At 56.2% G+C, this 23,615-nt stretch carries 22 protein-coding genes and 1 other annotated feature; of the genes, 3 read left to right on the top strand and 19 right to left on the bottom strand.

Features of this window, described 5'->3' with window-relative positions; translation table 11 throughout:
* Positions 1 to 27 precede the first annotated feature (27 nt).
* The 4 genes from L3068_RS00110 to L3068_RS00095 all read right to left on the bottom strand — a co-directional run bounded on the left by L3068_RS00110 (position 28) and on the right by L3068_RS00095 (position 3,746).
* Positions 28 to 375 carry a DUF202 domain-containing protein gene (locus tag L3068_RS00110; RefSeq protein ID WP_023331677.1) on the bottom strand — a complete coding sequence of 116 codons (348 nt, stop codon included), beginning with the start codon at positions 373 to 375 and terminating at the stop codon, positions 28 to 30.
* Complete coding sequence (locus tag L3068_RS00105; RefSeq protein ID WP_014068263.1) at positions 365 to 712, bottom strand: YidH family protein; 348 nt, start codon at positions 710 to 712, stop codon at positions 365 to 367. Before L3068_RS00105 ends, L3068_RS00110 begins: the two co-directional genes overlap by 11 nt.
* Before the next feature lie 92 nt (positions 713 to 804).
* Positions 805 to 2,127, bottom strand: a complete 1,323-nt coding sequence (locus L3068_RS00100; RefSeq protein WP_058690212.1) for a 6-phospho-alpha-glucosidase — start codon at positions 2,125 to 2,127, stop codon at positions 805 to 807.
* Positions 2,124 to 3,746, bottom strand: coding sequence for an alpha-glucoside-specific PTS transporter subunit IIBC (locus tag L3068_RS00095; protein ID WP_014881918.1), 1,623 nt, complete (start codon positions 3,744 to 3,746; stop codon positions 2,124 to 2,126). The genes L3068_RS00100 and L3068_RS00095 overlap by 4 nt, the downstream gene beginning before the upstream one ends.
* Positions 3,747 to 3,968: 222 nt before the next feature.
* Between L3068_RS00095 and L3068_RS00090 the strand changes: the two genes are divergently transcribed.
* Entirely contained in the window at positions 3,969 to 4,715 is a 747-nt protein-coding gene (locus L3068_RS00090; RefSeq protein WP_014881917.1) for a GntR family transcriptional regulator, read from the top strand.
* Here L3068_RS00090 and L3068_RS00085 read toward each other — a convergent pair.
* The 3 genes from L3068_RS00085 to ibpA all read right to left on the bottom strand — a co-directional run bounded on the left by L3068_RS00085 (position 4,683) and on the right by ibpA (position 7,492).
* Positions 4,683 to 6,344 (bottom strand): putative transporter, encoded by a 1,662-nt coding sequence (locus tag L3068_RS00085; RefSeq protein WP_117582110.1) that lies wholly within the window; start codon positions 6,342 to 6,344, stop codon positions 4,683 to 4,685. The two genes, L3068_RS00090 and L3068_RS00085, sit on opposite strands and share 33 nt — an antisense overlap.
* A gap of 172 nt (positions 6,345 to 6,516) precedes the next feature.
* Positions 6,517 to 6,945, bottom strand: a complete 429-nt coding sequence (ibpB, locus tag L3068_RS00080) for a small heat shock chaperone IbpB (protein ID WP_014881915.1) — start codon at positions 6,943 to 6,945, stop codon at positions 6,517 to 6,519.
* A 136-nt stretch (positions 6,946 to 7,081) separates the two neighbouring features.
* Positions 7,082 to 7,492: a small heat shock chaperone IbpA gene (ibpA, locus tag L3068_RS00075; protein WP_008500162.1), complete on the bottom strand. Its 411-nt coding sequence runs from the start codon at positions 7,490 to 7,492 to the stop codon at positions 7,082 to 7,084.
* Positions 7,486 to 7,557: a sequence feature (ROSE (Repression Of Heat Shock gene Expression) occurs in the 5'-region of heat shock genes and acts as an RNA thermometer to modulate expression.), on the bottom strand. (Overlaps the previous gene by 7 nt.)
* Before the next feature lie 250 nt (positions 7,558 to 7,807).
* Here ibpA and L3068_RS00070 point away from each other — a divergent pair.
* Positions 7,808 to 8,140: a YceK/YidQ family lipoprotein gene (locus tag L3068_RS00070; protein WP_014881914.1), complete on the top strand. Its 333-nt coding sequence runs from the start codon at positions 7,808 to 7,810 to the stop codon at positions 8,138 to 8,140.
* On the opposite strand, the gene L3068_RS00065 is transcribed toward L3068_RS00070, so the two are convergent.
* From L3068_RS00065 to L3068_RS00030, 8 genes are all read right to left on the bottom strand, one after another.
* Entirely contained in the window at positions 8,137 to 9,366 is a 1,230-nt protein-coding gene (locus tag L3068_RS00065) for a YidR family protein (protein WP_181969323.1), read from the bottom strand. The two genes, L3068_RS00070 and L3068_RS00065, sit on opposite strands and share 4 nt — an antisense overlap.
* 51 nt (positions 9,367 to 9,417) lie before the next feature.
* Positions 9,418 to 10,755 (bottom strand): MFS transporter, encoded by a 1,338-nt coding sequence (locus L3068_RS00060; protein WP_058690211.1) that lies wholly within the window; start codon positions 10,753 to 10,755, stop codon positions 9,418 to 9,420.
* Between the two features lie 178 nt (positions 10,756 to 10,933).
* The gene (dgoD, locus tag L3068_RS00055) at positions 10,934 to 12,082 is read right to left on the bottom strand and encodes a galactonate dehydratase (protein ID WP_024907394.1); all 1,149 of its coding nucleotides are present in this window, start codon (positions 12,080 to 12,082) and stop codon (positions 10,934 to 10,936) included.
* On the bottom strand, positions 12,079 to 12,696 hold the full coding sequence (locus tag L3068_RS00050; RefSeq protein ID WP_032635239.1) for a 2-dehydro-3-deoxy-6-phosphogalactonate aldolase: 618 nt from the start codon (positions 12,694 to 12,696) through the stop codon (positions 12,079 to 12,081). The genes dgoD and L3068_RS00050 overlap by 4 nt, the downstream gene beginning before the upstream one ends.
* Positions 12,680 to 13,558 (bottom strand): 2-dehydro-3-deoxygalactonokinase, encoded by an 879-nt coding sequence (locus tag L3068_RS00045; protein ID WP_014881909.1) that lies wholly within the window; start codon positions 13,556 to 13,558, stop codon positions 12,680 to 12,682. Before L3068_RS00045 ends, L3068_RS00050 begins: the two co-directional genes overlap by 17 nt.
* Entirely contained in the window at positions 13,555 to 14,244 is a 690-nt protein-coding gene (gene dgoR, locus L3068_RS00040; protein WP_236904772.1) for a D-galactonate utilization transcriptional regulator DgoR, read from the bottom strand. Before dgoR ends, L3068_RS00045 begins: the two co-directional genes overlap by 4 nt.
* A gap of 226 nt (positions 14,245 to 14,470) precedes the next feature.
* Positions 14,471 to 15,283 (bottom strand): sugar-phosphatase, encoded by an 813-nt coding sequence (yidA, locus tag L3068_RS00035; protein ID WP_014881907.1) that lies wholly within the window; start codon positions 15,281 to 15,283, stop codon positions 14,471 to 14,473.
* Positions 15,284 to 15,398: 115 nt separating this feature from the next.
* Positions 15,399 to 16,424, bottom strand: a complete 1,026-nt coding sequence (locus tag L3068_RS00030; protein WP_045134497.1) for a zinc-dependent alcohol dehydrogenase family protein — start codon at positions 16,422 to 16,424, stop codon at positions 15,399 to 15,401.
* 109 nt (positions 16,425 to 16,533) lie between these two features.
* On the opposite strand from L3068_RS00030, the gene L3068_RS00025 reads away from it, so the two are divergent.
* On the top strand, positions 16,534 to 17,469 hold the full coding sequence (locus L3068_RS00025; RefSeq protein WP_014881905.1) for a LysR family transcriptional regulator: 936 nt from the start codon (positions 16,534 to 16,536) through the stop codon (positions 17,467 to 17,469).
* A 33-nt stretch (positions 17,470 to 17,502) separates the two neighbouring features.
* On the opposite strand, the gene gyrB is transcribed toward L3068_RS00025, so the two are convergent.
* Genes gyrB through dnaA form a run of 4 tightly spaced genes read right to left on the bottom strand, consistent with a single transcriptional unit; the run spans position 17,503 to position 23,515 of the window.
* Positions 17,503 to 19,914 carry a DNA topoisomerase (ATP-hydrolyzing) subunit B gene (gyrB, locus tag L3068_RS00020; protein ID WP_014881904.1) on the bottom strand — a complete coding sequence of 804 codons (2,412 nt, stop codon included), beginning with the start codon at positions 19,912 to 19,914 and terminating at the stop codon, positions 17,503 to 17,505.
* Between the two features lie 28 nt (positions 19,915 to 19,942).
* Positions 19,943 to 21,016, bottom strand: a complete 1,074-nt coding sequence (gene recF / locus L3068_RS00015) for a DNA replication/repair protein RecF (RefSeq protein ID WP_014881903.1) — start codon at positions 21,014 to 21,016, stop codon at positions 19,943 to 19,945.
* The gene (gene dnaN, locus L3068_RS00010) at positions 21,016 to 22,116 is read right to left on the bottom strand and encodes a DNA polymerase III subunit beta (RefSeq protein ID WP_117582114.1); all 1,101 of its coding nucleotides are present in this window, start codon (positions 22,114 to 22,116) and stop codon (positions 21,016 to 21,018) included. Before dnaN ends, recF begins: the two co-directional genes overlap by 1 nt.
* Positions 22,117 to 22,120: 4 nt before the next feature.
* Positions 22,121 to 23,515 (bottom strand): chromosomal replication initiator protein DnaA, encoded by a 1,395-nt coding sequence (gene dnaA, locus L3068_RS00005; protein WP_014881902.1) that lies wholly within the window; start codon positions 23,513 to 23,515, stop codon positions 22,121 to 22,123.
* Positions 23,516 to 23,615: the final 100 nt, after the last annotated feature.

The following is a 23,615-nucleotide window of genomic DNA, read 5'->3' as shown; positions in this document are numbered from 1 at the left end:
CCCGGTAAGGCGTAGCCGCCACCGGGCTTATAAGCTCACCATTTGCTGAATATGAGTAACGGCAAAGAGTAAAGACAGAGACAGCACAGCGAGCGCGATCAGGAACTTATCCCGCACCGCTTTCGGCTGCACAAAATCATCCTGCGCCACGTCCATCAGGTTACGGCTGCGGGTATAGCGCCACAAAATGAAGGCTACCAGCGCCAGCACAACAATTGAGATCCAGAATGGCACCCCGGTCCGGTGCCAGTTGTGCTTGATCGCCAGAGCAATCAGCGCGCCATACCCCAGCAACGTGCGCAGCCATGCGAGCGACGTCCGCTCCGGCTGCAGGCCAGGGTCCGCTTCGCGTCGCGCTTTGCGGCTATCCGCCATAGAACACCAGCACCATCACCACGCCTGCCACCGTCAGCAGGATCGCGCTGATGATGAGTAGCCCGCGCGTATAGGGTAAATCCTGCTTCAGACGCATCGCCTTCTCATTGCGCAACCAGCGCAGATAGCCGTAAATCGCCAGCACGCCTGCGAACAGGCACAGAAGCAGCGCCAGTACTTCGCGGATCAGCGGCGTGGCGAAATCAGGTGCGAGCTGATCGAGGCCGACACCTGCAGCCAGAAAGCCCAGCGCCGTGCGGATCCACGCTAAGAACGTGCGTTCATTAGCCAGAGAGAAGCGATAATCCGGCGCTTCACCGAGGCGGGAAATTTTCATGGAGGTTCCTTGTCGAGCTACGGGCAGGCTTCAGCATAGCGTAAATCGACCAGGACAAGGAGACCGGCATCGGGGGATGCCGGTCAGGAAGGTTAGTGCAGTTCCGGCCAGTACTCTTTGTTGGCTTCGATCAGGTCATCCAGAATCGCTTTCGCGACTGACGCGCTCGGCACGGTTTTCGACAGGGTAATCGCCTGCCAGAGTTTCTGATACGAACGCTGCTCCCAGGCATCCACCACCAGTTTTTCCACCGCCACCTGCTGGCTCATCAGCCCTTTCTGGAAGTGTGGAATATCGCCAACCGTGAGCGGCTCCGGTCCGTTATGGCCCACCAGACACGGAATTTCCACCATCGCATCGGCATCAAAGTTATGAATGGCACCGTTGTTTGGCACAATCAGCAACATGCGTTCCTGGGTGTTAAAGGCAATCGCGGTCGCCAGATCGACGATGTACGACGCATGTTCGTCGATTTCCAGCTCCCCGGCGGCGGAATTACCCGCTTCGATGATCGCCCGACAGGAGCTGAACACATGTTTCTCGCGGTGATCCATGACTTCATTGGCGCGGGTCCGTTCCGGGTTAGAGTGCGCAACAACGTAGTCCGGGAACAGATAGTATTTCAGATAGGTGTTCGGCATGGTGTCCGGATCCAGCGCCTGCACATCTTTTGCTTTAGCAAAGGTATCGTTCCAGCTTGCTTCGGTATGCGCATCTTCAGAAGGCGGAACATAGCCGTATTTCGCCACGTATTCGCGCAGTTTCGGCATTAAATCGTTACCGTTGAGATCTTCTATTGAGGTCCACCAGCCGAAGTGGTTCAGACCGTAGTAGCGCACGCGCATCTCTTTGCGGTCTTTCAGGCCAACGATCTGCGCCATGCGTCCTTCGATGCCAATCGGCATATCGCAGATGTTGAGGATTTTAGCATTCGGACGCAGGCGGCGCGTGGCTTCCGCGACAATCGCCGCCGGGTTGGAGTAGTTCAGCATCCACGCATTCGGGGAGTACTGCTCCATGTAATCTACCAGCTCTAGCACGCCGCCGATCGAGCGCATGCCGTAGGAAATCCCACCAGGCCCGCAGGTTTCCTGGCCCAGCACGCCGTGGCGCAGCGGGATTTTCTCATCTTTTTCACGCATCGGGTATTTGCCGACGCGGATATGCGCCATCACGAAATCCACATCGGTAAACGCCGCTTTAGGATCGGTGGTGTAGCTAAACTCAATCTCCGGCGCCTGCTCTCTAAGGATGATTTTGCACGCTTCGGCGATGGTCTCCTGACGTGCGCCGTCGTTGTCATAAAACTTCAGGGCGCGCAGCGGGAAACGGTCACGGTTGGCTAACAGCATCAGGACGATACCAGGCGTAAAGGTGCTGCCGCCGCCTGCAATGACAACTGAGAATTTTTTCATGATATAGCCTCTGTCAGGGTGGTTTGTTCATTCGTTAAAGGGGTTTTCATCAGCGATTCCAGCTGGTCACGCACCTGAGGAACGTGCAGACCGACAATCACCTGAATGCCGTTGCCGCGTCGCACCACACCGTGTGCGCCCAGGGCTTTGAAGACGTCGTCGCTTTGGGTTTTCGCCATATCCACCAGCGCGATACGCAAGCGGGTGGCGCAGTTGTTGATGCTTTCGATATTGGCCGCACCGCCGAGCGCCTGCAGGAATCCGGCGGCCTGTCCGACCTGCTGGCTGGCCGCCGCCGGGGCAGTGGTTTGCCCGCGTGCCGCCTTATAGTCGGCCTTGCTGTACAGTTTGATTTCGCTCTCTTCCCGGCCCGGCGTTTTGAGGTTCAGACGCACAATCAGCGTTTTGAAAACCATGAAGTAGAGGCCGGTAAAGCAGACGCCGATGCCGATTTGCGTGAAGACCGTTGAGGCGTGGTTATGGAACATCGGGATCCAGTTTTGCGGCAGGAACTGGTCCAGCAGGCCGCCGCCCATGTTGCCGACCACCCCAAAGGTGTACATCACCGTTGCCATGGTGGCCGCCAGCACGGCGTGAACGGCAAACAGCAGCGGCGAGATAAACAGGAAGGTGAATTCGAGTGGTTCAGTAATGCCCACCAGCACGGCAGTGAGCGTGGCCGGGACCAGCAGCCCCGCCACCTTGACGCGGTTTTCCGCTGAGGCGGTGTACCAGATCGCCAGCGCAATCCCGACCGAGCCAAACACTTTTGAATTGCCGTGGAGCGCGAACCCGCCTTCGGGGAAGAGGGTTTTCAGCGGCAGGGTACTCTGGCTGAATTCCTGCAGATGCTGCGCCCAGTAGACCTGAATACCGCCTTCCACCGCCGCCGGGCCGAAGATGAACGGGCCATAGACGAAGTGGTGCAGTCCGGTTGGAATCAGAATGCGTTCCAGGAAGGTGTACACCCACACGCCCAGCGCACCGGCAGAGCGCAGGAACGCCTGTAGGGACTCAATGCCCATCTGCACTTTCGGCCAGCCCAGCAATGTCAGCCAGGCGCAGGGGATCATGACGAAAAACGCGAGGATAACGACAAACGAACTGCCCTGGAAAATCCCCAGGAAAACCGGCAGCGGCTTGTCGAAATAGCGGTTGTGGATAGCGGTCACGATGCCAGAAATCACAATGGCACCGATGATGCTGGTATCGAGCGTTTTGATCCCGGCAATCATCGCCAGCCCGCTTCCCGCCGTGGGTTCGGCGGAGAAATCGACGCCGAAGAAGTGACCCCAGGTCATCCCCATCGCGTTGATGAAGTAGTTCCAGGTCAGGAAGCTAATCAGCACCGCCAGACAGGCGCGGCCCTGCGCCTGCTTTGCCAGGCCAATCGGTAAACCGACGGCGAAAATCAGCGGCATATTGCGAAATACCGCCCAGCCGCCCTCTTCAATAATGTGAACGATCTGCGCGAAAAGATTATCAGGGGCCGTTAAGGCTTCGCCGACAAACAGCGGGTTGCGAAGCATAATGGCGATTCCCACCACGATCCCGGCAAACGGAAACAGCAATACCGGGGTAAACATGGCACCGCCAAAACGTTGTATTTGACTGAGCATTTTTAAATCCTCACGTAACAACCTGTAGGGGGTAGAGGCCGTTATGTTTTTTTGCTGGCCTGAGGTGAGCATAAGAACTTACTGATACGCGAACATGGCGTGCCGTTGCGATTCGTGATCGCATTCATGGTTTTATTTTGACCAGTGAGGTCTACTTTTCGTTGTAAATATGGACATGTGAAGACGTAACCGACGCCATGATGCGGGCAGAGAGGTCTACTGGTGATCTACAAATCTATTGCCGACAGATTGCGGCTGCGGCTGAATTCGTCGGACTACAACATCGGCAGCCCGCTACCGGGTGAGAAAGCGCTGGCGCAGGAGTTCGGCGTGGCGCGCATGACCATCCGCAAGGCGCTGGATCTGCTGGTGAGCTGGGGGCTGGTTGAGCGACGGCACGGCAGCGGCACGTTTGTCTCGCGTAAGGACGTTCACCACGAAACCACGAATCTGACCGGGCTGGTGGAGGTGCTGCGTCAGCAGGGAAAAGAGGTGCAGAGTAAAGTGTTGCAGTTTGAAGTGATGCCCGCGCCACCCGCCATCGCCAGCCAGCTGCGGATTCAGGTCGATGAGCGGATCTACTTTTCCCGGCGGGTACGCTACGTGGACGGGAAGCCGCTGATGCTGGAGGACAGCTTTATGCCGGTGAAGCTGTTTCGCAACCTCTCGCTGGCGCATCTGGAAGGGTCAAAGTTTGATTACATCGAGAAAGAGTGCGGGATCACCATCAGCGGCAACTATGAGAGCCTGACGCCGGTGCTGGCAGATAAACAGCTGGCCGGTTACCTGAACCTGCCGGAACAGACGCCGCTGCTGCGAATCACGTCACTTTCCTACAGCGACAGCGGCGAGTTCCTCAATTATTCCGTGATGTTCCGTAATACCAGTGATTACCAGGTGGACTACCATCTGCGGCGCATCCACCCGGAAGTGCTGCTAGCTCATCCCCCAGAACAGCACCGCGAGTAGCTGCGGCGTGATGATGCGCAGGAACATTACCAGCGGGTAGACGGTGGCATAGGAGAGTGCCGCTGCACCGCTGGTGGCATGCAGGTTATTGGCAAACGCGAGCGCTGGGGGATCGGTCATGGAGCCCGCCAGCATGCCGCACAGCGTCAGGTAGTTCATTTTGGCGAACATCTGCGCCAGAATGCCTACCGTCAGCAGCGGGATTGCCGTGATAAATATGCCGTAACCGACCCAGCTCATCCCTTCGCCCTTGATTAGGGTATCGACAAAATCCCCGCCGGATTTCAGCCCGACCACTGCCAGAAACAGCACGATGCCCAGCTCGCGCAGCGCCAGGTTGGCACTCGGCGGCATAAACCAGTAGAGCTTACCAATACAGCCGATGCGCCCGAGGATCAGCGCCATAATCAGCGGCCCGCCTGCCAGGCCCAGCTTAAGCGCCACCGGGAAGCCCGGCACGTACAGTGGAATGGAGCCCAGCAGCACGCCCAGACCGATGCCGATAAACACCGGCAGCATCTGTACCTGCTGCAGTTTTTGCTGGGCGTTACCCACCATATCCGCCACCGCGTCAATTGACGACGGGCGACCAACCAGGTTGAGGATATCCCCGAACTGCAGGCTGGCTTCCGGGCTGGCGACCAGTTCAACACCCGCGCGATTCAGACGGGAGATAACCACGTCATAGCGTTCTTTTACCTGCAGATCGCGTATTTTTTTGCCGAGAACATGCTCATTGGTCACCACAACGCGTTCCACCCGCATATCGGTGCCGCGCGTGGAGAGCGAGGTGTCCACTTCCTGACCAATGACCAGTCGCGCATTGTTTAAATCCCCGGGCTGGCCGACCAGATGTAGCAGATCGCCTTGCTGAATAACGGTGCCGGGCGCGGGCACCATCAGCATATCGTCACGCTTAAGGCGGGAGCAGATGATGTTGGCGCTGTTCAGGATCGGCACGTCCTGAATCGCCATATTATTCAGGTTGGGATTATCGACGCGAATGTTGATGGTTTTGATGGGCATATGGCCGTTGGTCAGCGTGGTTTCGTGATCTTTGACCTCTGATTCGACGTTAACGCGAAACAGTACGCGTACCAGCCACATGGAGAGCAGAATGCCACAGATGCCAAACGGATAGGCCATGGCGTAGCTCATCCCCATCTGGTCGACAATGCCGGGTTGAATCCCCAGATCGCGCAGGATTTGCTGGCCCGCACCGAGCGCCGGGGTGTTGGTGACCGCACCGGAGAAAATGCCCAGTACCACAGGAAGGGGAATATCAAAGATTTTGTGCAGAATCGCGGTGACCAGCCCGCCCATCACCACAATGCCGAGGGCAAACAGGTTGAGCCGTAGTCCGGAGACACGCAGGGAGGCGAAAAAGCCAGGGCCTACCTGAATCCCGATGGTATAAACGAACAGAATCAGGCCGAACTCCTGAACAAAGTGGAGCATTTCAGCGCTCAGAGCCAGCCCGAGCCGATCGGCAAAATGCCCGACAAAAATGCCGCCAAACAGCACGCCACCAATGCCAAACCCGACACCGCGGATTTTGATATTGCCTATCCATAGTCCCACAACAGCGACCAGGGCCAACACGCTAACGGTTAACGCGATATCACTCATGATCTACTCCCTGCCCATAACCTTAGTTATACCAGGGATTCTCTCAGAGCAGTGGGGCGTTGTATGGGCGATGGCGCACAAAAAAGCCCTGCCGGGGCAGGGCCTTATGCGGTCTGTGAGCGGTGTCGGGTGGCGGCTACGCCTTACCCGACCTACAGGTTCGGCGGGCTTGTTAACTGTTCAACGCTGGCCGCTCGCTAATGGCGATACGCTGCGGCGCGATGGCTTCCGGTACGTTACGGGTCAGATCGATATGCAGTAGCCCGTTGGTAAAGGTCGCACCTGACACGTCCATATGGTCTGCCAGGGTAAAGCTCAGGCTAAACGGCTGATTAACCAGCCCCTGATGCAGCCATTGAGTCTCGGTCTCCTGTTTTTCCGGCGTCCCTTTCACGGTCAGACGGGTACCTTCAAGCTGGATGTCCAGATCCTCCTGGCGGAAACCGGCCAGCGCAAGGGTGATGCGATAGTGGTTATCGTCACTTTTTTCAATGTTATACGGCGGAAACGTCTGGTGCTCAGTCGTGCTTTGCAGGGCGTTAGCCAGTTTGTCAAAACCAATCCACTGACGCAGCAGAGGGGATAAATCATAGTTACGCATACTAAATCTCCTTCTAAGAAGCGAGTTCGGCACAGTTTAATTTTGTGCGCAGTTGTTCCTGCAAATCCTGATGGATTCGCATATGCTCCCGTTACGGCAAGCAAGTCTGTGTGGGCCGCGCTTGCGACCCCCGTGATTAGTTAATTTCGATACGGCGCGGTTTTTTCTCTTCCGGAATCACGCGTTCCAGTTCGATAAACAGCAGGCCGTTAACCAGGTTCGCGCCCTTGACGTGAATGTTCTCGGCTAACTGGAACTTGCGTTCAAAGTTACGCTCGGCGATGCCCTGGTAGAGGTAGGTACGTTCTTTCTGCTCGGCCGTATGGGAACCTTTCACCACCAGCAGGTTGTCCTGCGCGGTGATCTCCAGTTCGTTTTCTGCAAAACCGGCAACGGCAATCGCGATGCGGTAGTGGTTTTCGTCAACCAGCTCGACATTGTATGGAGGGTAGCCATTGCTCTGGCTTTGGTTATTTTCTAAATGGTTAAACAGGCGGTCAAAACCAATTGCAGAACGGTATAGCGGAGAAAGATCGAAGTTACGCATAAATAAAACTCCTGAAATCAGCGAGAAATTATAGCCTTCCACCATGGACAGGCCTTTGTGCCCCCGAACGCCCATCAGGCGCGTTCGTTATCGGGTCACATTCTTAAAATGGGTCTGGAACCGGGCTTTTCAAGACTATTTATGTGAGATTTTTTTGCACTTTGCTGGTTGTCGCATAGACTCTGGGACAACAGCACAAAGGGTTAAATTGCGATGACTGCCACAGTGCGGGATTATCGAGCTATCCATTTCGGATAAGGCTCGCTATAACCCTGAGTTGCAGGTCTATGCAGTAACATTAACGATGACTGAGTGATGATGAAAAATGTTCTGATAAAGCTGACGACGTTCAGCGGGGTAGTTTTACTTTGCGGGTGTTCGAGCGTGATGTCTCACACCGGCGGTAAAGAAGGAACATATCCGGGGACGCGCGCCAGCGCGGCGATGATCTCCGATGACGATACCAACTGGGGCACCAAATCCCTGGTTATCCTGGATATGCCGTTTACGGCAGTAGCGGATACGCTTCTGCTGCCGTGGGATGTATTCCGTAAGGATGACTCCGTGCGTTCACGGGTAGAGAAAAGCGAGCAGGAAAACCTGGCGACCAACGCCGTCATTCCGCCCGCCGAGATGCCTCCGCGCTAGTTCTGTGCGGTTTCCGTTATCCAAAGCTGACGGAAACCGCCCGTCTCTTCCATCCATGCAATAACGCGCCCGTTCGGAGAAAACACGACGGCATCCGCAGAAGGTGGATTGCCGTGATCGGACGTCAAAAACGTCACCTCTCCGGTCTGTGCGTCGCAGCACGCAATCCGATTTTCGAGCACAAATCCCAGCATCTTCCCGGACGGGTGCCAGTTGAACGCAGACTGGATATCGCGCTCAGCGTGGGTGAGCTGGCGCGGCTCGCCGCCCTCAGGCGAGATCAGCCACAACTGCACAACGCCGTTATCATCACGCATCAGAAACGCGATTTGTGTCGCCTGCGGGTTACTGCGCACCCAGTGGCGCGGCACGTTCACCAGACCCGGATAGCGGTTGTGGTGCGTGAAGGTTAACCGACGCTGCATCACGCCCGCTGGCGGCGCAGGCAGCGTTTCTGGCGTTCCCTGCAGCGGCGCATCACCCGCACGTTTCCAGCCCTGTTCATCTACTGGCAGGTTAACAATGAATAATTCAGGCACTTTTTCGCCCTGTGCTGAGAGGATATCGCCGATAAACGCCAGCCTGTCGTTGCCCACCCAGCCCTCTTCGTAGGCGCGATTGATTTCGTCGCTGCCCGGTTGTGGGTTAGGCGTCGTGCGGCTGACCAGCACGCTCCAGAAGGTTCCCGGATATTCACGCGGATGGTTCCCCTGTGGATTCACCGGGCCGAAAGGCGCCGCCACGCCAACGTTGCGTAAATCGAGCTTCGGATCGCGCATATGCATGACATGGTCGTTATAGGTAAAGCTGACCAACTGTCCGTTCGGGCTGAAGACATGTACGTGGCTGCCACCGCGCAGCGCGCCTGGAGTATAGGGCGCAGTGATATCCATCGCATCCAGATTGCTTACCTGACCGTGATGCGCAATCACCCCCTGGCGATGATGAAAATCGTAGCGCCAGTCCGCATCCGGGTGTTTCGGACCGTGGATAAAGATGTATTCATCCTGTGCAGGATGAACGGTCACCACGCCAACGTGCGCGCCGTCCGTAGCGCGATAAATCACCTCGACCTCGCCCGTGCCTACGTTAACTCGTTCGATGGTTTCACCGGTGAACGACGCCCCTGACGGACGCACGTCATAGACCAGCCACTGGCTGTCCGGCGTCCAGGTATTGATATTAGTAAGCTGGTGGTTGCGGGAAGAGAAGGTGATTTGTTTCATGAGGATACCCTGATGCGCAGTTATCGCATCAGGGTAAAACATCCGTGTGGATTAGCCTACTCGTTTCACATCGCCTACCAGCAGTATGTAAGAAAGCGCGCCAATCAACGCCACGGCGGAGATGTAAACCAGCGCCGGGCCAAAACCGTAATCCTGAGCCAGATAACCAATGACCAGCGGCACGGTAATTCCACCCAGCCCGCCAACGAAGTTGAACACACCGCCGGTCAGACCGATCAGCCGCATCGGTGCCAGGGACGACACCAGCGACCAGGTAATCGATGCGAAACCATTACCAAAGAACGCCACTGCCATCAGGGTCATTATCCACACCGGATCGTTGGTATAGTTGGCACCCATGATGCAGGTGGAGATCAGCAATCCGCAGATAATCGGTGTTTTACGCGCTACCCCCAATGAGAACCCTTTTTTTACCAGCTTATCCGCCAGCCAGCCCGAGAGCAGGACACCGAAGAACGCGGCAAGGAACGGTACGGTGGTCATAAAGCCCGCCTTCAGCGCGGTGATCCCCTTCTCCTGCGTCAGGTAGTTTGGGAACCACGTCAGGAAGAACCACAGCGTGGACGTCACCGCAAATTGCCCCAGGTAAACCCCCACCAGCTTACGGTGGAAGACCAGCTTCCAGTCGGCTTTGGTCAGCGGCTGTCGCGCCTCTTTTTTCACGGGCGCATCACCATCCACCAGGCCGCCGCCGTCGCGGATATAGTCCAGCTCTGCTTTGCTGATGCTTTTGGTCAGGCGCGGCGGCTGATAGACCTTAATCCAGATAAACGACCAGATGATGCCGATCCCACCGGTAACAATAAACACCCAGTGCCAACTCAGCAGTTCCTGGATCCAGATTAACAATGGCGTCAGGAATGCCAGACCAACAAACTGCCCGGAGGTGTAAAAGCCCACCGCGGAGGCACGTTCGTGTTCCGGGAACCAGCTGGTCACCATGCGGTTATTGGTCGGGAACGCGGGTGCTTCAAATATCCCGGTGATGGCACGCAGGCCGATCAGCGACATTAGTCCGGTCGTGAAGCCCTGGAACAAGGTCGCCACGGACCAGCCAAAAATAGCGATAAAATAAGTCAGACGTGAACCCACGCGGTCAAGGAACCAGCCGCCCGGGATCTGGCAAAGCGTATAGAGCCAGGCAAACGCCGAGAAGACATAACCCATTTCCGCTTTAGTGATACCAAACTCTTCCTGAATATGGGCCGATGCCACGGCAAGGTTGGCGCGGTCAACATAACAAATGACCACGGTAATAAAGATCATCAACAGCGTCAGGTAACGGCGACGCCCGGTTTTTGCAGCAGTAACTGGAATATCCATCGCAATCTGTCTCCAGATTTTGGGCATAGCGAAGCCGCTCACCATGCCCTGTAGTTTCAGAGGGTGTAATTATTTTTTTATTTAAAAACGTAGCCAGAATGCGCTAAATAATTCGTGCTGGGGGAAGGCGGCAAGTTTTCGCATCCCCGGGAGCATACAAAAGTATGTGACCGGGGTAAGAAAGCGCAGCCAACGCCTCACCAGCGCGAAGTATGACGCGCATTTACCACTCGGCGACGGAACCGTCTTCATGCCGCCATAACGGGTTACGCCAGTCCGGCGCATGTTTACTCAGCTCAATAACTTTGGCTTCGTCAATTTCAACGCCCAGACCCGGTTTCGTTAACGGTTTAAAGAATCCGCCTTCCATGCTGAAGTCTTCTTTGTTTTTCACAAAATCGAGCAGCTCCGCGCCTTTGTTATAGTGAATCCCCATGCTTTGTTCCTGGAACACGGCATTGCGGGAGACAAAATCGACATGCAGGCAGGCCGCCAGCGCGATTGGTCCGAGCGGACAGTGCGGAGCCAGCGCCACGTCGTAGGCTTCTGCCATGCCGGCAATTTTGTAGCATTCGGTAATGCCGCCCGCGTGGGAGAGATCCGGCTGCAGGATCGCAATGCCGCCCGCTTCGAGCACCCGTTTAAATTCAAAGCGTGAGAACATCCGTTCGCCCGCCGCGATAGGAATGTGCGTCTGTTCAGCCAGCTTCGGATAGTATTCGGCCTGCTCGGCCAGCACCGGCTCTTCGATAAACAGCGGGCGATATGGTTCCAGTTCTTTAATGAGCACCTTCGCCATCGGCGCGCTGACACGCCCATGAAAATCCAGACCGAACTCAATCTCGTTGCCGAAGGCTTCACGGATTTGCGCCACGGTATTTACCGCCCGGTCTACCGCGCGCGAGTTGTCGATGACGCCCATCTCTTCGCAGCCGTTGAGCTTGAAGGTGTCAAAACCGATGTTGCGCAGCTGTGTAATGCCGTCGATCACTTCCGCAGGGCGGTCGCCTCCGACCCAGCTATAGGCTTTGATTTTGTCGCGCACCAGGCCACCCATCAGTTGCCAGACCGGGGCGTTCAGCACTTTACCTTTGATATCCCATAGCGCCTGGTCGATACCGGCGATAGCGCTCATGAGAATCGGACCACCGCGGTAGAAACCCGCGCGATACATCACCTGCCAGAGGTCGTTAATGCGTGCCGGATCCTGCCCAATCAGATATTCCCCCAGCTCATGCACTGCAGCTTCAACGGTGCGGGCTCGCCCTTCAATCACCGGCTCGCCCCAGCCCACAACACCTTCGTCGGTTTCGATTTTCAGGAACATCCAGCGCGGGGGTAAACGGTACGTGGTGAGTTTGGTTATTTTCATTTCACTGCCTCTCGATACGCTTTCACAAATGCTGCCGCCTGCTGTGCGGTACGTTCAACGGGCTGTCCGGCGCGATAAAGATCGCTGCCCAGCCCCGCGCCCACACAGCCAGCGCTTATCCACTGGCCCAGGTTTTCTGGCGTAACGCCACCCACGGCAAAGACCGGCACGCTGGCGGGCAATACCGCCTTCAGCGCTTTGATGTAATCCGGACCAAAAGCCGAGGACGGGAAAATTTTCAGCGATTGCGCGCCCGCGTCGAGGGCAGTAAACGCTTCTGTGGCCGTCGCGCATCCCGGACAAACGGTCATGCCGTAACCCACCGCACGGCGGATCACCTCAGGATGGATGTTCGGGGTGACGATGAGCTTGCAGCCCATCTTTGCCAGCTGGTCCACCTGCTCCGGTTGTAAGACGGTCCCCGCGCCAATCAGCGCTTTATCACCAAACGCATCCACCACGGCCGGAATGCTCTTTTCCCATTGTGGGGAGTTGAGCGGAATCTCCACCGCGTCGAACCCGGCGTCTATAACTGCGCCGACGTGCGCTAACGCCTCATCGGGCGTGATACCGCGCAAAATCGCGATAAGGGGAAGGTCAGTTTGCCACTGCATGAGCGATGCTCCTTATTCCTGCCTGAAATGCCGTGTCGCCGGGTACCGTTGAAACGGTAAGCCCAACAGCGCGGAACGCCTGTTCATAGCGTGACGTTAGCGATGCGCCTGCGACAATCGTGATGGCCTGCTCGTGCGCGATGAAGTCACGCATGCTGGCGACCTCAGCGCCAATCAGCAGGCCCGAGAGAAATTCACTGACCTGCTCGCGCGGGAGATCGCCCAGCACGTGCGAGGCGCGAACCTCAAAAAGTTGCGGCAAAACGACAGGACAGGCGTTCCCACGCGCCAGACCAGCAGCAAACGCCTCTGGCGAGGATTTTTGCTCCGGCAAACCAGCCCCCACCAGCGAATGGTTGAGCAGCAAATGATGCAGCTCGCCGGTCATCACGGTGCGAAAGTCGTGGATTTGCTCAGCATCCGCCTGGACCCACTTGCAGTGCGTTCCGGGCATAACGTAGACAGAAGAAGGAGATAGCGTGCGCGCGCCAAGGAGCTGCGTCTCTTCGCCGCGCATCACGTTGTGGTTATCGTCGCGAGAAACGCACAAACCGGGAATAATCCAGATATTGTCGCCTACGGACGTTAAACGATCGCCAATAGCAGAGAAATGGGCGGGAACAGGCAAATAAGGCGCGGTTTTCCAGCCTACGTTACTGCCTACCATACCCGCCATAACTACCGGCGTGGCGCTATCGCGCCAGTTTTGCGTCACTTCTGCTAACACCGCCTCAGGGGATTTACCGTTCAGGCGCGTTACGCCTGCTTCTGATTGCCTGCTCTCCAGGCACTGCTCGTCCTGGTACAGCCAGGCGCGCAGATTGGTCGAACCCCAGTCAATTGCGATGTAGCGAGATGTCATGTGATTTCCTTCAACCTTCGTGTCGAGCTGGCAATCATGGTAAGTGCCGCCTGCTCTGCCGCATCGCCATCCTGATGCCGTATCGCATCAAACAGCGCTTTATGTTCCTGGAGCGTTTTTGGCATGTTGGCCTCATCGCCCATCCAGGTACGTTCAAATACTGCTCGCTGTAGCGAGCTGATCGCCACGCTAAGCTGCTGTAATACCAGGTTATGTACCGACTGCAACACCGCTTCGTGATAGCGAATATCAGCCTCATTGAACGCTTCCCGGTTCTGGTTATTGGCAATCATGTCGTTTAAAGCCGACTCGATTTGTGCCAGGTCGCCGGACGTTGCCCGTTCCGCTGCCCAACGTGCGATTGCCGGTTCCACCAGATTTCGGACTTCACTCATCGCGCCGATAAGCCGCGGGTCGTAATCGTTTTCCAGTACCCACTGCAATACGTCGGTATCGAGGTAGTTCCACTGGTTGCGCGGGGCAACAAACGCGCCGCGATACCGTTTCATTTCAATCAGACGCTTCGCCATCAGCGAGCGGAACACTTCCCGGATGATGTTGCGCGAAGTTTCAAATTCCTCACACAGTTCAGCCTCTGCTGGCAGTGGCGAACCGGGAACATATTTGCCCCCGACAATCTGGGTGCCCAGCGTAATGACGATGCGATCGGTTTTATTGAGAGTCATGGAGAGTCCTTGTGCTCTTTGTGTACATGACTACTTTACCGCGACCGCCGAATTTCACCTCACTTTTGCAGTACAAACGTGAGGGAGTTCGTCTTTGCCATGGCTGTAATGTAGTACAATCATTCAATGTTGTACTACAATCAAGATCACAAAAAGAACAATTCAATAAATTCAGCGCAAAAAAAAGCCCCGGTTGATAACCGAGGCCGATGAATGCAAACAGGCGTTACTGCAGCACAAACTTCTCGATGGCGTACGCCACACCGTCTTCCAGATTGGATTTGGTGACGAAGTTAGCCACGTCTTTCACCGACGGGATCGCGTTATCCATCGCGACGCCCATCCCCGCGAATTCAATCATCGCGATGTCGTTTTCCTGGTCGCCCAGCGCCATGATTTCCTCAGGTTTAATACCCAGCGCGTCAGCCAGTGATTTTACGCCCGTGCCTTTATTGACGCGTTTATCGAGAATTTCGAGGAAGTACGGCGCGCTTTTCAACACGGTGTACTTCTCTTTGACCTCTGCCGGAATACGCGCGATGGCTTTATCCAGGATCTCCGGCTCATCGATCATCATTACTTTCAGGAACTGCGTCGCCGGGTCCATTTTCTCGGCTTCACAGAAGACCAGCGGAATGGTCGCAACGTAAGATTCATGTACCGTGTAGTAGCTGATATCGCGGTTGGCGGTGTAGAGCGTATTGCGATCGAGCGCGTGGAAATGAGAGCCCACTTCACGGGAAAGTTTTTCCAGGAACAGATAGTCGTCGTAGCTCAGTGCCGTTTGCGCAACCGTGCTGCCATCTGCGGCTTTCTGCACCAGCGCGCCGTTATAGGTGATGCAGTAATCGCCCGGCTGGTTCATGTGCAGCTCTTTCAGGTAACTGTGCACGCCCGCATACGGACGCCCCGTGGTCAGTACCACATTCACGCCCTTCGCGCGTGCGGCAGCGATCGCGTTTTTAACGGCAGGAGAGATAGTGTGGTCTGGCAGCAGCAGCGTGCCGTCCATGTCGATTGCAATGAGTTTGATAGCCATGAGTTCCCCGGGATAAATGAGTGCTGTCTCATGCTAACGCGATTAAGCACACAAAAATAGAGCTACATTGCGCAACAGAAGTGCCCCTTTTACCCGCATCCCGGGGAATAATGCCTTACTCGCGGGTCAGGACAATTTTGCCAAACGCACCGCGATCCAGGTGTTTAAGCGCCTGTTCGAGTTCATCAAAGCGGTAGCGATGCTCGATCACAGGTTTCAGTCCCGTCACATCAACAGCGCGGACGAAATCTTCCAGCGCCCGGCGGTGCCCGACGCCAATCCCCTGAATGACCGGAGATTTCAGCAACAGTTCGCCAGCGGACAGCGAAATCTCACTTCCGGCCAGCACGCCAATAACAGAAATACGCCCGTGAACGGCAACGGCACGCAGGGAATGCTTCAGGTTCTCTCCCCCCACGGTTTCGATAATATGGTCGATGCCGCGATCCTGCGTGAGCGCCAGGGTATTTTCAGCCCAGTCGCCTTTCAGCCGGTTGATGCCCTGGCTGGCGCCCAGTTTTTTGGCCAGCGCCAGTTTTTCATCGCTCCCCGAGGTGACAAATACCTCTGCGCCGTGCGCTTTTGCGATCTGCAGGGCGAATATCGCCACGCCGCCCGTCCCCTGCACCAGTACCGATTGCCCGGCACGTAACTGACCGCGCTCCACCAGCGCGAACCAGGCGGTAAGCCCTGCGCAGGGCAGCGTGCTGGCTTCTGCATCGTCCAGAGTGTCCGGGGCGGCCACCAGCGCGTCTTCCTTCACAATCACATACTCGGCCAGCATTCCCTGGAAATAGCCGCCGGAGGTTTTATAGGGCAAATTGCGCGCGTCCGCCTGCGGCCTGCCGTCGATCCACTCCGGGAAGAAAGTGGAAATGACGCGAGCGCCGGGTTTGAAACGTGTTACGCCTTCGCCCGTGCTGTCCACCACGCCCGCCATGTCAGACGCAGGGGTAAACGGGAAGGCAAGCGGAATCGGCATCGTGCCTTCAATAACCATTTTATCGCGATAGTTAAGTGCAACGGCATTTACCCGTACGCGCACTTCACCCGGGCCAGGCGTTTGAACAGGTTCCTGAATGAGTCTGAGGTTCTCGCGCCCGAGGGCATTCATGGACCAGCGTTGCATTGTCTCTGTCATAATTTACTCCTGCCATCAATTAATCTTCAGTTCTGACAGTCTACCGTTGACTTAATCTCTCCAGTGGCGATAAATTTTCTCTTTATTGACGCCACAAAAGATACAATTCATGAGCGATACGCTGAAGGATATCCCTGTTTTTGTCGCCGCCGTGGAGGCGGGAAGTTTTGCTCAGGCCGCCATCCGTCTGCATTTGTCACGCTCGGCGGTAGGAAAAAGCATCGCTCGCCTTGAACAGCGTCTTGGCGTTCGTCTGTTTCAGCGAACCACCCGTAGCCTGAAGCTGACCGATAACGGCGCACTTTTTTATGAACGCTGCCTGCGCGCGCTGGAGGAGATTCGGGGCGCAGAATCGTTGCTTGAGTCCGGAAAACAGCAGATCCGTGGCCGCCTGCGCGTCGCCATGCCGGTTCTGTTTGGCCGTCAGTGCGTTGCCCCTTTGCTGATAGAACTGGCGCAGGAGCACCCCGGTCTTGAACTGGAAATGTCGTTCAGCGACCGCGTGGTGGATCTCGTGGAGGAAGGATTCGATATGGCGGTACGTAACGGCACGCTTCAGGACAGTAGCATGCTGGTCGCCAGAAGGCTGGGGGAGCACCGGATGGTGCTGTGCGCCGCGCCGGATTACCTGCTGGAGAGGGGCCAGCCACAAAGCGTTGCGGATTTAGCACACCATGCAGCCATTAACTATCTGCGCGCAGGCAGAGTCTTGCCCTGGGAGCTGATGGATAACGAAGGGACGTCGCACACCTTTACTCCCCGCTCCTCACTCAACATGGACGACTTGCAGGCTATCTGCGATGCGGCGCTGGCCGGACACGGCATTGCGTGGCTGCCCTGCTGGATGGCCAGCAGAGAAATTCATCAGGGAAAACTCATCCCGCTGTTAAAGCAGGCACCGGAAGTGCGCTTCGACGTTCATGCAGTCTGGCAAAAGACGCCACATCTGCCACTGAGAGTCAGAATTGCCGTCGATATGCTCGCCAGCCGTTTACCGTCAGTGCTGTCGCTGGATTTGTCTGCGCCCATAAAAAAGCCGCGCTAAATGCGCGGCCTCAGTAAAGCAATCTCACTACGATTAAATATCGATATTCGCCGCTTTCAGCGCGTTCTCTTCGATGAAGGCACGGCGTGGTTCAACCGCATCGCCCATCAACGTCGTGAACAGCTGGTCGGCTGCAATCGCATCTTTCACGGTGACGCGCAGCATACGACGGCTTTCTGGATCCATGGTGGTTTCCCACAGCTGATCCGGGTTCATTTCACCCAGACCTTTATAACGCTGAATAGAAAGACCGCGACGGGACTCTTTCACCAGCCAGTCCAGCGCCTGCTCGAAGCTGGCTACCGGCTGACGACGTTCGCCACGTTCGATAAACGCATCGTCTTCGATCAGACCGCGCAGCTTCTCGCCGAGGGTGCAGATACGACGGTATTCCGGACCGGTCACGAATTCATGCTCGAGCGGGTAGTCGGTGTCGACGCCGTGGGTGCGCACGCGAACAATCGGCTCGAACTGCTGGGCCGCGTTCTGCTGAACGTCAAATTTCCACTGGCTACCGTGCTGCTCTTTCTCGTTCAGCTCGCTCACCAGGGTGTTCACCCAGCGGGTAACTGCCTGTTCGTCGCTCAGTTCGGCTTCGGTCAGGGTTGGCTGATAGATCAGCTCCTTCAGCAGCGCTTTTGGATAACGACGCTCCATACGACCAATCATTTTCTGAGTGGCGTTGAACTCAGAAACCAGACGCTCCAGCGGCTCGCCGGCCAGTGCAGGGGCATGAGAGTTCGCGTGCAGGGTTGCACCGTCAAGCGCGATCGCGATTTGGTACTGATCCATCGCATCGTCATCTTTAATGTACTGTTCCTGCTTGCCTTTCTTCACTTTGTACAGCGGTGGCTGTGCAATGTAGACGTGGCCACGTTCAACGATTTCCGGCATCTGACGATAGAAGAAGGTCAACAGCAGCGTACGGATGTGCGAGCCGTCGACGTCCGCATCGGTCATGATGATGATGCTGTGATAACGCAGTTTGTCCGGGTTGTACTCGTCACGCCCAATGCCGCAGCCCAGCGCGGTGATAAGCGTCGCTACTTCCTGAGAAGAGAGCATTTTGTCGAAGCGCGCCTTCTCAACGTTGAGGATTTTACCCTTCAACGGCAGGATTGCCTGGTTCTTACGGTTACGGCCCTGCTTCGCAGAACCGCCCGCGGAGTCCCCTTCCACAAGGTACAGTTCAGAGAGCGCCGGGTCACGTTCTTGGCAGTCAGCCAGCTTGCCTGGCAGACCCGCTAAGTCCAGAGCGCCTTTACGACGGGTCATTTCACGGGCTTTACGCGCCGCTTCACGAGCACGTGCCGCGTCAATAATTTTGCCGACAACGATTTTCGCGTCAGACGGGTTTTCCAGCAGGTATTCGCTCAGCAGTTCGTTCATCTGCTGTTCAACCGCCGATTTCACCTCAGAAGAGACCAGCTTATCTTTGGTCTGTGATGAGAACTTCGGATCCGGCACCTTCACGGAGACAACGGCAATCAAACCTTCACGGGCATCGTCGCCGGTGGCGCTGACTTTCGCTTTTTTGCTGTAGCCTTCTTTGTCCATGTAGGCGTTCAGGGTACGGGTCATCGCCGCGCGGAAGCCCGCCAGGTGCGTACCGCCGTCACGCTGTGGAATGTTGTTGGTGAAGCAGTAGATGTTTTCCTGGAAACCATCGTTCCACTGCAACGCCACTTCAACGCCGATACCGTCTTTTTCTGTGGAGAAGTAGAAGATATTCGGGTGAATTGGCGTTTTATTCTTATTCAGATACTCAACGAACGCCTTGATCCCGCCTTCGTAGTGGAAGTGGTCTTCTTTGTTGTCACGCTTGTCGCGCAGACGAATCGACACACCGGAGTTCAGGAACGACAGTTCACGCAGGCGTTTCGCCAGGATGTCATACTCGAATTCGGTGACGTTGGTGAAGGTTTCGAGGCTCGGCCAGAAACGCACCATGGTACCGGTTTTGTCGGTGTCGCCAGTGACGGCCAGCGGTGCCTGCGGCACGCCGTGCGTATAAAGCTGACGGTGAATTTTGCCTTCACGCTGGATAACCAGCTCCAGCTTCTGCGACAGGGCGTTAACCACGGAGACGCCTACGCCGTGCAGGCCGCCGGAAACTTTATAGGAGTTATCGTCAAACTTACCGCCTGCGTGCAGAACGGTCATGATCACTTCCGCAGCAGAGACGCCCTCTTCCGGGTGAATACCGGTTGGGATGCCACGGCCATCATCAGTGACGGAGACGGAGTTGTCCGCATGGATGGTGACCACGATGTCTTTACAGTGACCCGCGAGCGCTTCGTCGATAGCGTTATCTACCACCTCGAATACCATGTGGTGCAGACCGGTGCCGTCATCCGTGTCGCCGATATACATACCCGGGCGCTTACGCACCGCATCCAGCCCTTTCAGGACTTTGATACTGGAGGAGTCATAAGAATTCGACATCAACGTTTCTCGCTCATTTCAACTTGGGTTAATCCGTTATTTTACCCTTTTCCACGGTAAACATCTTCGAATTTTCGTCCGACATGTCCATAACGTGTTCAGCGCTAATCGCGCTGACGAAAACCTGCGACTGCGTGGCTTTTAAGCGGCTGGCAAGCAGCCCGCGCCGCGCGTCGTCAAGTTCCGAGGCAAAATCATCTATCAGGTACAGGCAGCGTCGCCCGCTCTCGCGAGTGAGGAACTCTCCCTGCGCCAGGCGCAGTGCGCACATCAGGAGCTTGAGTTGCCCGCGCGACAATGTGTCTTCCACCGGCGCACCGTCGGCACGAATGCGGAAATCCGCCTTGTGCGGGCCGTGCGCGGTGTAGGTCAGCATGCGGTCGCGCTCGAAGTTTCTCTCTAACACCTCAGCATAATCCGTCTCTTTCTCCCAGCCGCGCTGGAAGGAGAAGGTGAGAGAGAACTCGGGTAAAAACTGTTTGCAGGTGTCGGCCATGTCTTCGGCGATACCTGCGCTGTATTCGGCACGCCAGCGGCTGATCTGTTCCGCGAGAGGGATAAGCTCCAAATCCCACGGGCGCAGCTGGGCGTAACGGGTGACCTGGCGCAACGCGGCGTTACGCTGCTTGAGCAGGCGCTTCAGGTTGCTCCAGGCGTTAAAGAAACCGGCTTCGTTGTGAAAGCATCCCCAGTCGAGGAATGCTCTTCTGTATTTGGGGCCGCCGTTGAGTAAAGTAAACCCCTCGGGCGTAATCAGCTGCATCGGCATGAGCAGCGCCAGCTCCGCCACCTTGTGGCCGTCGGTGCCGTCGATGCGTACCTTGCTGTCGCCCTGCTTGTCTTTGGTCAGGCCAATGGCGGTTTCTCGCTCCGCCCCCTGCAAACGCCCATGCAGAACAAAAGATTCCTGCTCGTGGCGAATGACGCGGCCAATCTGCAAACTGCGAAACGCCCGACCATGGCCGAGCGTATAGATGGCTTCCAGCACGCTGGTTTTGCCACTGCCGTTTGCGCCAACCAGGAAGTTAAAGCCAGGGGAGAGAGCGAGATCCGCGCTTTCGATGTTGCGAAAGTCGCGGATCAACAGACGGGTGAGCGACATTACAGTCTCATTGGCATAACAACATAAGCCGCGCTTTGGCTGGCAGCATCTTCAATCTGTACGCTCGATACGGAGTCGGTCAGCAGAATGCGCACGTTCTCGCATTTCAGCGCGTTCAACACGTCCAGCACATAGCTGACGTTGAAGCCGATTTCCATCTCGGTTCCGGCGTAGGTGACGTCCAGAATCTCTTCTGCCTCTTCCTGCTCCGGGTTATTGGCGGTGATTTTGATCTGGTTTTCACTCACGTACAGACGCACGCCGCGGAATTTCTCGTTAGAGAGAATGGCGGCACGGGCAAACGCCTGCTTGAGGCTATCGCAGCCCGCTTCCAGCGTCTTGTCCGGGTTCTTCGGCAATACGCGGCGATAATCCGGGAAACGGCCGTCAACCAGCTTCGAAGTGAAGACAAAATCGCCCACATGCGCGCGGATGTTGTTGCTGCCGATCTGCACGCACAGCGGCGTGTCGCCACCGTCGAGCATACGCATCAGCTCAATCACCCCTTTACGCGGCACGATCACCGAATGGTTTGGCAGCGAGTCGCCAATCGGCATAGAACAGACCGCCAGACGGTGGCCGTCGGTCGCTACGGTACGCAGCTCTTCGCCTTCGGTTTCGAACAGCATGCCGTTTAAGTAGTAACGAACGTCCTGATGCGCCATGGAGAACTGCGTGGCTTCAATCAAACGCTTCATCGTCGCCTGCGGCAGGGTGAATTCAACTTCACTCTGCCAGTCGTCCAGGTTCGGAAAGTCTGCAGCAGGCAGCGTGGAGAGCGAAAAACGGCTGCGGCCAGAGCGCACCAGCATACGGTCGCCTTCCAGCTGCACGGCAATTTCAGCGCCTTCCGGCAGCCCACGGCAGATATCAAAGAATTTACGTGCCGGAACCGTGGTCGCGCCCGCGTCGTGCGGCTGCGTCAGCGTAACGCGCGCGATCATTTCCATTTCCAGATCTGTACCGGTCAGCGACAGCGTACCGTCCGCGACCTGAAGCAGCAGGTTTCCGAGAATAGGCAGCGTTGGGCGGCCACCTAATGGGCCACTCACCTGTTGCAGCGGTTTTAATAAATGTTCACGTTCAACGGTAAATTTCATAGCGTCACGATGATAGTGTTCTGATTAAATTGGAGAAATCTTCTTTTATGTCGTGGCTTTCTTCGCGTAACTGCTCAATCTTGCGGCACGCATGCAGCACGGTCGTATGGTCACGGCCACCAAACGCATCGCCGATTTCCGGCAGACTGTGGTTGGTTAACTCCTTTGCCAGCGCCATCGCCATCTGACGCGGACGCGCCACCGAGCGGGAACGACGTTTAGACAGTAAATCTGCCACTTTGATCTTGTAGTACTCGGCCACCGTCTTTTGAATATTGTCGATAGTGACCAGTTTTTCCTGCAATGCCAGCAGATCACGCAGCGCTTCTCGCACAAAATCGATGGTGATCGCACGACCGGTAAAGTTGGCATTGGCGATCACGCGGTTCAGTGCTCCTTCCAGCTCACGCACATTGGAACGAAGACGCTTGGCAATAAAGAACGCCACTTCACCCGGCAGGCGAATGTCGTTCTCATCGGCTTTTTTCATCAGGATCGCGACGCGGGTTTCCAGCTCCGGCGGCTCGATCGCCACGGTCAGGCCCCAGCCGAAGCGGGATTTCAGACGATCTTCAACGCCGTTGATCTCTTTAGGATAACGATCCGAGGTCAGAATGATCTGCTGATTACCTTCCAGCAGGGCGTTGAAGGTGTGGAAAAATTCTTCCTGCGATCGTTCTTTATTGGCAAAGAACTGGATGTCATCGATCAGCAACGCATCAACGGAACGGTAGTAGCGTTTAAACTCTTCGATCGCATTGTTTTGCAGGGCTTTTACCATGTCCTGAACGAAGCGCTCGGAGTGCATATACACCACTTTCGCATTCGGCTTGCGGGCCATAATGCCGTTACCCACCGCGTGCAGCAGGTGCGTTTTACCCAGACCCGTGCCGCCATACAGGAACAGCGGGTTGTAGGCGCCACCGGGGTTATCAGCAACCTGACGAGCCGCCGCGCGCGCCAGCTGGTTCGACTTACCTTCAACGAAGTTATCGAACGTGTGCTTCACGTTAACGTTGGAACGGTAGGTTGGCTCTGCCGGTGCAGGCACGTTATCCCAGCCCTGACGAGCAGGTGCAACGCGAGGGGCTGGCGCAGGAGCGGCCTGAGCTGGCGCTGCGACATTCACGGTTTCACGAACGGTTTGGGTGACGGGCCTGGTGCCCACTTCAAAACGCAGCTGCGGGACATCTGACCCGCAGAAATCGTTCAGCAGGCCGTTGATGTTATTAAGGTACTTGTCTCTTACCCAATCGAGCACAAAACGGTTTGGCGCATACAAAGCCAGCGTGTTATCGCTCAGCTCCGCCTGCAACGGGCGGATCCACATACTGAATTCTGTGGCTGGTAACTCATCCTGCAATCGGGCAAGACACTGCTGCCAAAGCGAAAGTGACACGGCGGACTCCACTCGAACAATAAAAGAAAACTATTGAATATTCATGATTGTTGGCGCACATCGACATGACCCTGTGCAAAGGGTGACGTGCGAATTGCTA

Origin of the sequence: Enterobacter cloacae complex sp. ECL414 (assembly GCF_021869685.1) — a bacterium.
Classification (GTDB): domain Bacteria; phylum Pseudomonadota; class Gammaproteobacteria; order Enterobacterales; family Enterobacteriaceae; genus Enterobacter; species Enterobacter kobei.
The sequence above is the reverse complement of the archived record's forward strand: the minus strand, read 5'-3'. Positions and strand labels throughout refer to the sequence as shown.

Coding starts and splice junctions, on each gene's coding strand:
- L3068_RS00110 (WP_023331677.1), bottom strand. CDS start 375: ATGGCGGATAGCCGCAAAGCGCGACGCGAAGCGGACCCTGGCCTGCAG.
- L3068_RS00105 (WP_014068263.1), bottom strand. CDS start 712: ATGAAAATTTCCCGCCTCGGTGAAGCGCCGGATTATCGCTTCTCTCTG.
- L3068_RS00100 (WP_058690212.1), bottom strand. CDS start 2,127: ATGAAAAAATTCTCAGTTGTCATTGCAGGCGGCGGCAGCACCTTTACG.
- L3068_RS00095 (WP_014881918.1), bottom strand. CDS start 3,746: ATGCTCAGTCAAATACAACGTTTTGGCGGTGCCATGTTTACCCCGGTA.
- L3068_RS00085 (WP_117582110.1), bottom strand. CDS start 6,344: ATGAGTGATATCGCGTTAACCGTTAGCGTGTTGGCCCTGGTCGCTGTT.
- ibpB (WP_014881915.1), bottom strand. CDS start 6,945: ATGCGTAACTATGATTTATCCCCTCTGCTGCGTCAGTGGATTGGTTTT.
- ibpA (WP_008500162.1), bottom strand. CDS start 7,492: ATGCGTAACTTCGATCTTTCTCCGCTATACCGTTCTGCAATTGGTTTT.
- L3068_RS00070 (WP_014881914.1), top strand. CDS start 7,808: ATGATGAAAAATGTTCTGATAAAGCTGACGACGTTCAGCGGGGTAGTT.
- L3068_RS00065 (WP_181969323.1), bottom strand. CDS start 9,366: ATGAAACAAATCACCTTCTCTTCCCGCAACCACCAGCTTACTAATATC.
- L3068_RS00060 (WP_058690211.1), bottom strand. CDS start 10,755: ATGGTGAGCGGCTTCGCTATGCCCAAAATCTGGAGACAGATTGCGATG.
- dgoD (WP_024907394.1), bottom strand. CDS start 12,082: ATGAAAATAACCAAACTCACCACGTACCGTTTACCCCCGCGCTGGATG.
- L3068_RS00050 (WP_032635239.1), bottom strand. CDS start 12,696: ATGCAGTGGCAAACTGACCTTCCCCTTATCGCGATTTTGCGCGGTATC.
- L3068_RS00045 (WP_014881909.1), bottom strand. CDS start 13,558: ATGACATCTCGCTACATCGCAATTGACTGGGGTTCGACCAATCTGCGC.
- dgoR (WP_236904772.1), bottom strand. CDS start 14,244: ATGACTCTCAATAAAACCGATCGCATCGTCATTACGCTGGGCACCCAG.
- yidA (WP_014881907.1), bottom strand. CDS start 15,283: ATGGCTATCAAACTCATTGCAATCGACATGGACGGCACGCTGCTGCTG.
- L3068_RS00030 (WP_045134497.1), bottom strand. CDS start 16,424: ATGACAGAGACAATGCAACGCTGGTCCATGAATGCCCTCGGGCGCGAG.
- L3068_RS00025 (WP_014881905.1), top strand. CDS start 16,534: ATGAGCGATACGCTGAAGGATATCCCTGTTTTTGTCGCCGCCGTGGAG.
- gyrB (WP_014881904.1), bottom strand. CDS start 19,914: ATGTCGAATTCTTATGACTCCTCCAGTATCAAAGTCCTGAAAGGGCTG.
- recF (WP_014881903.1), bottom strand. CDS start 21,016: ATGTCGCTCACCCGTCTGTTGATCCGCGACTTTCGCAACATCGAAAGC.
- dnaN (WP_117582114.1), bottom strand. CDS start 22,116: ATGAAATTTACCGTTGAACGTGAACATTTATTAAAACCGCTGCAACAG.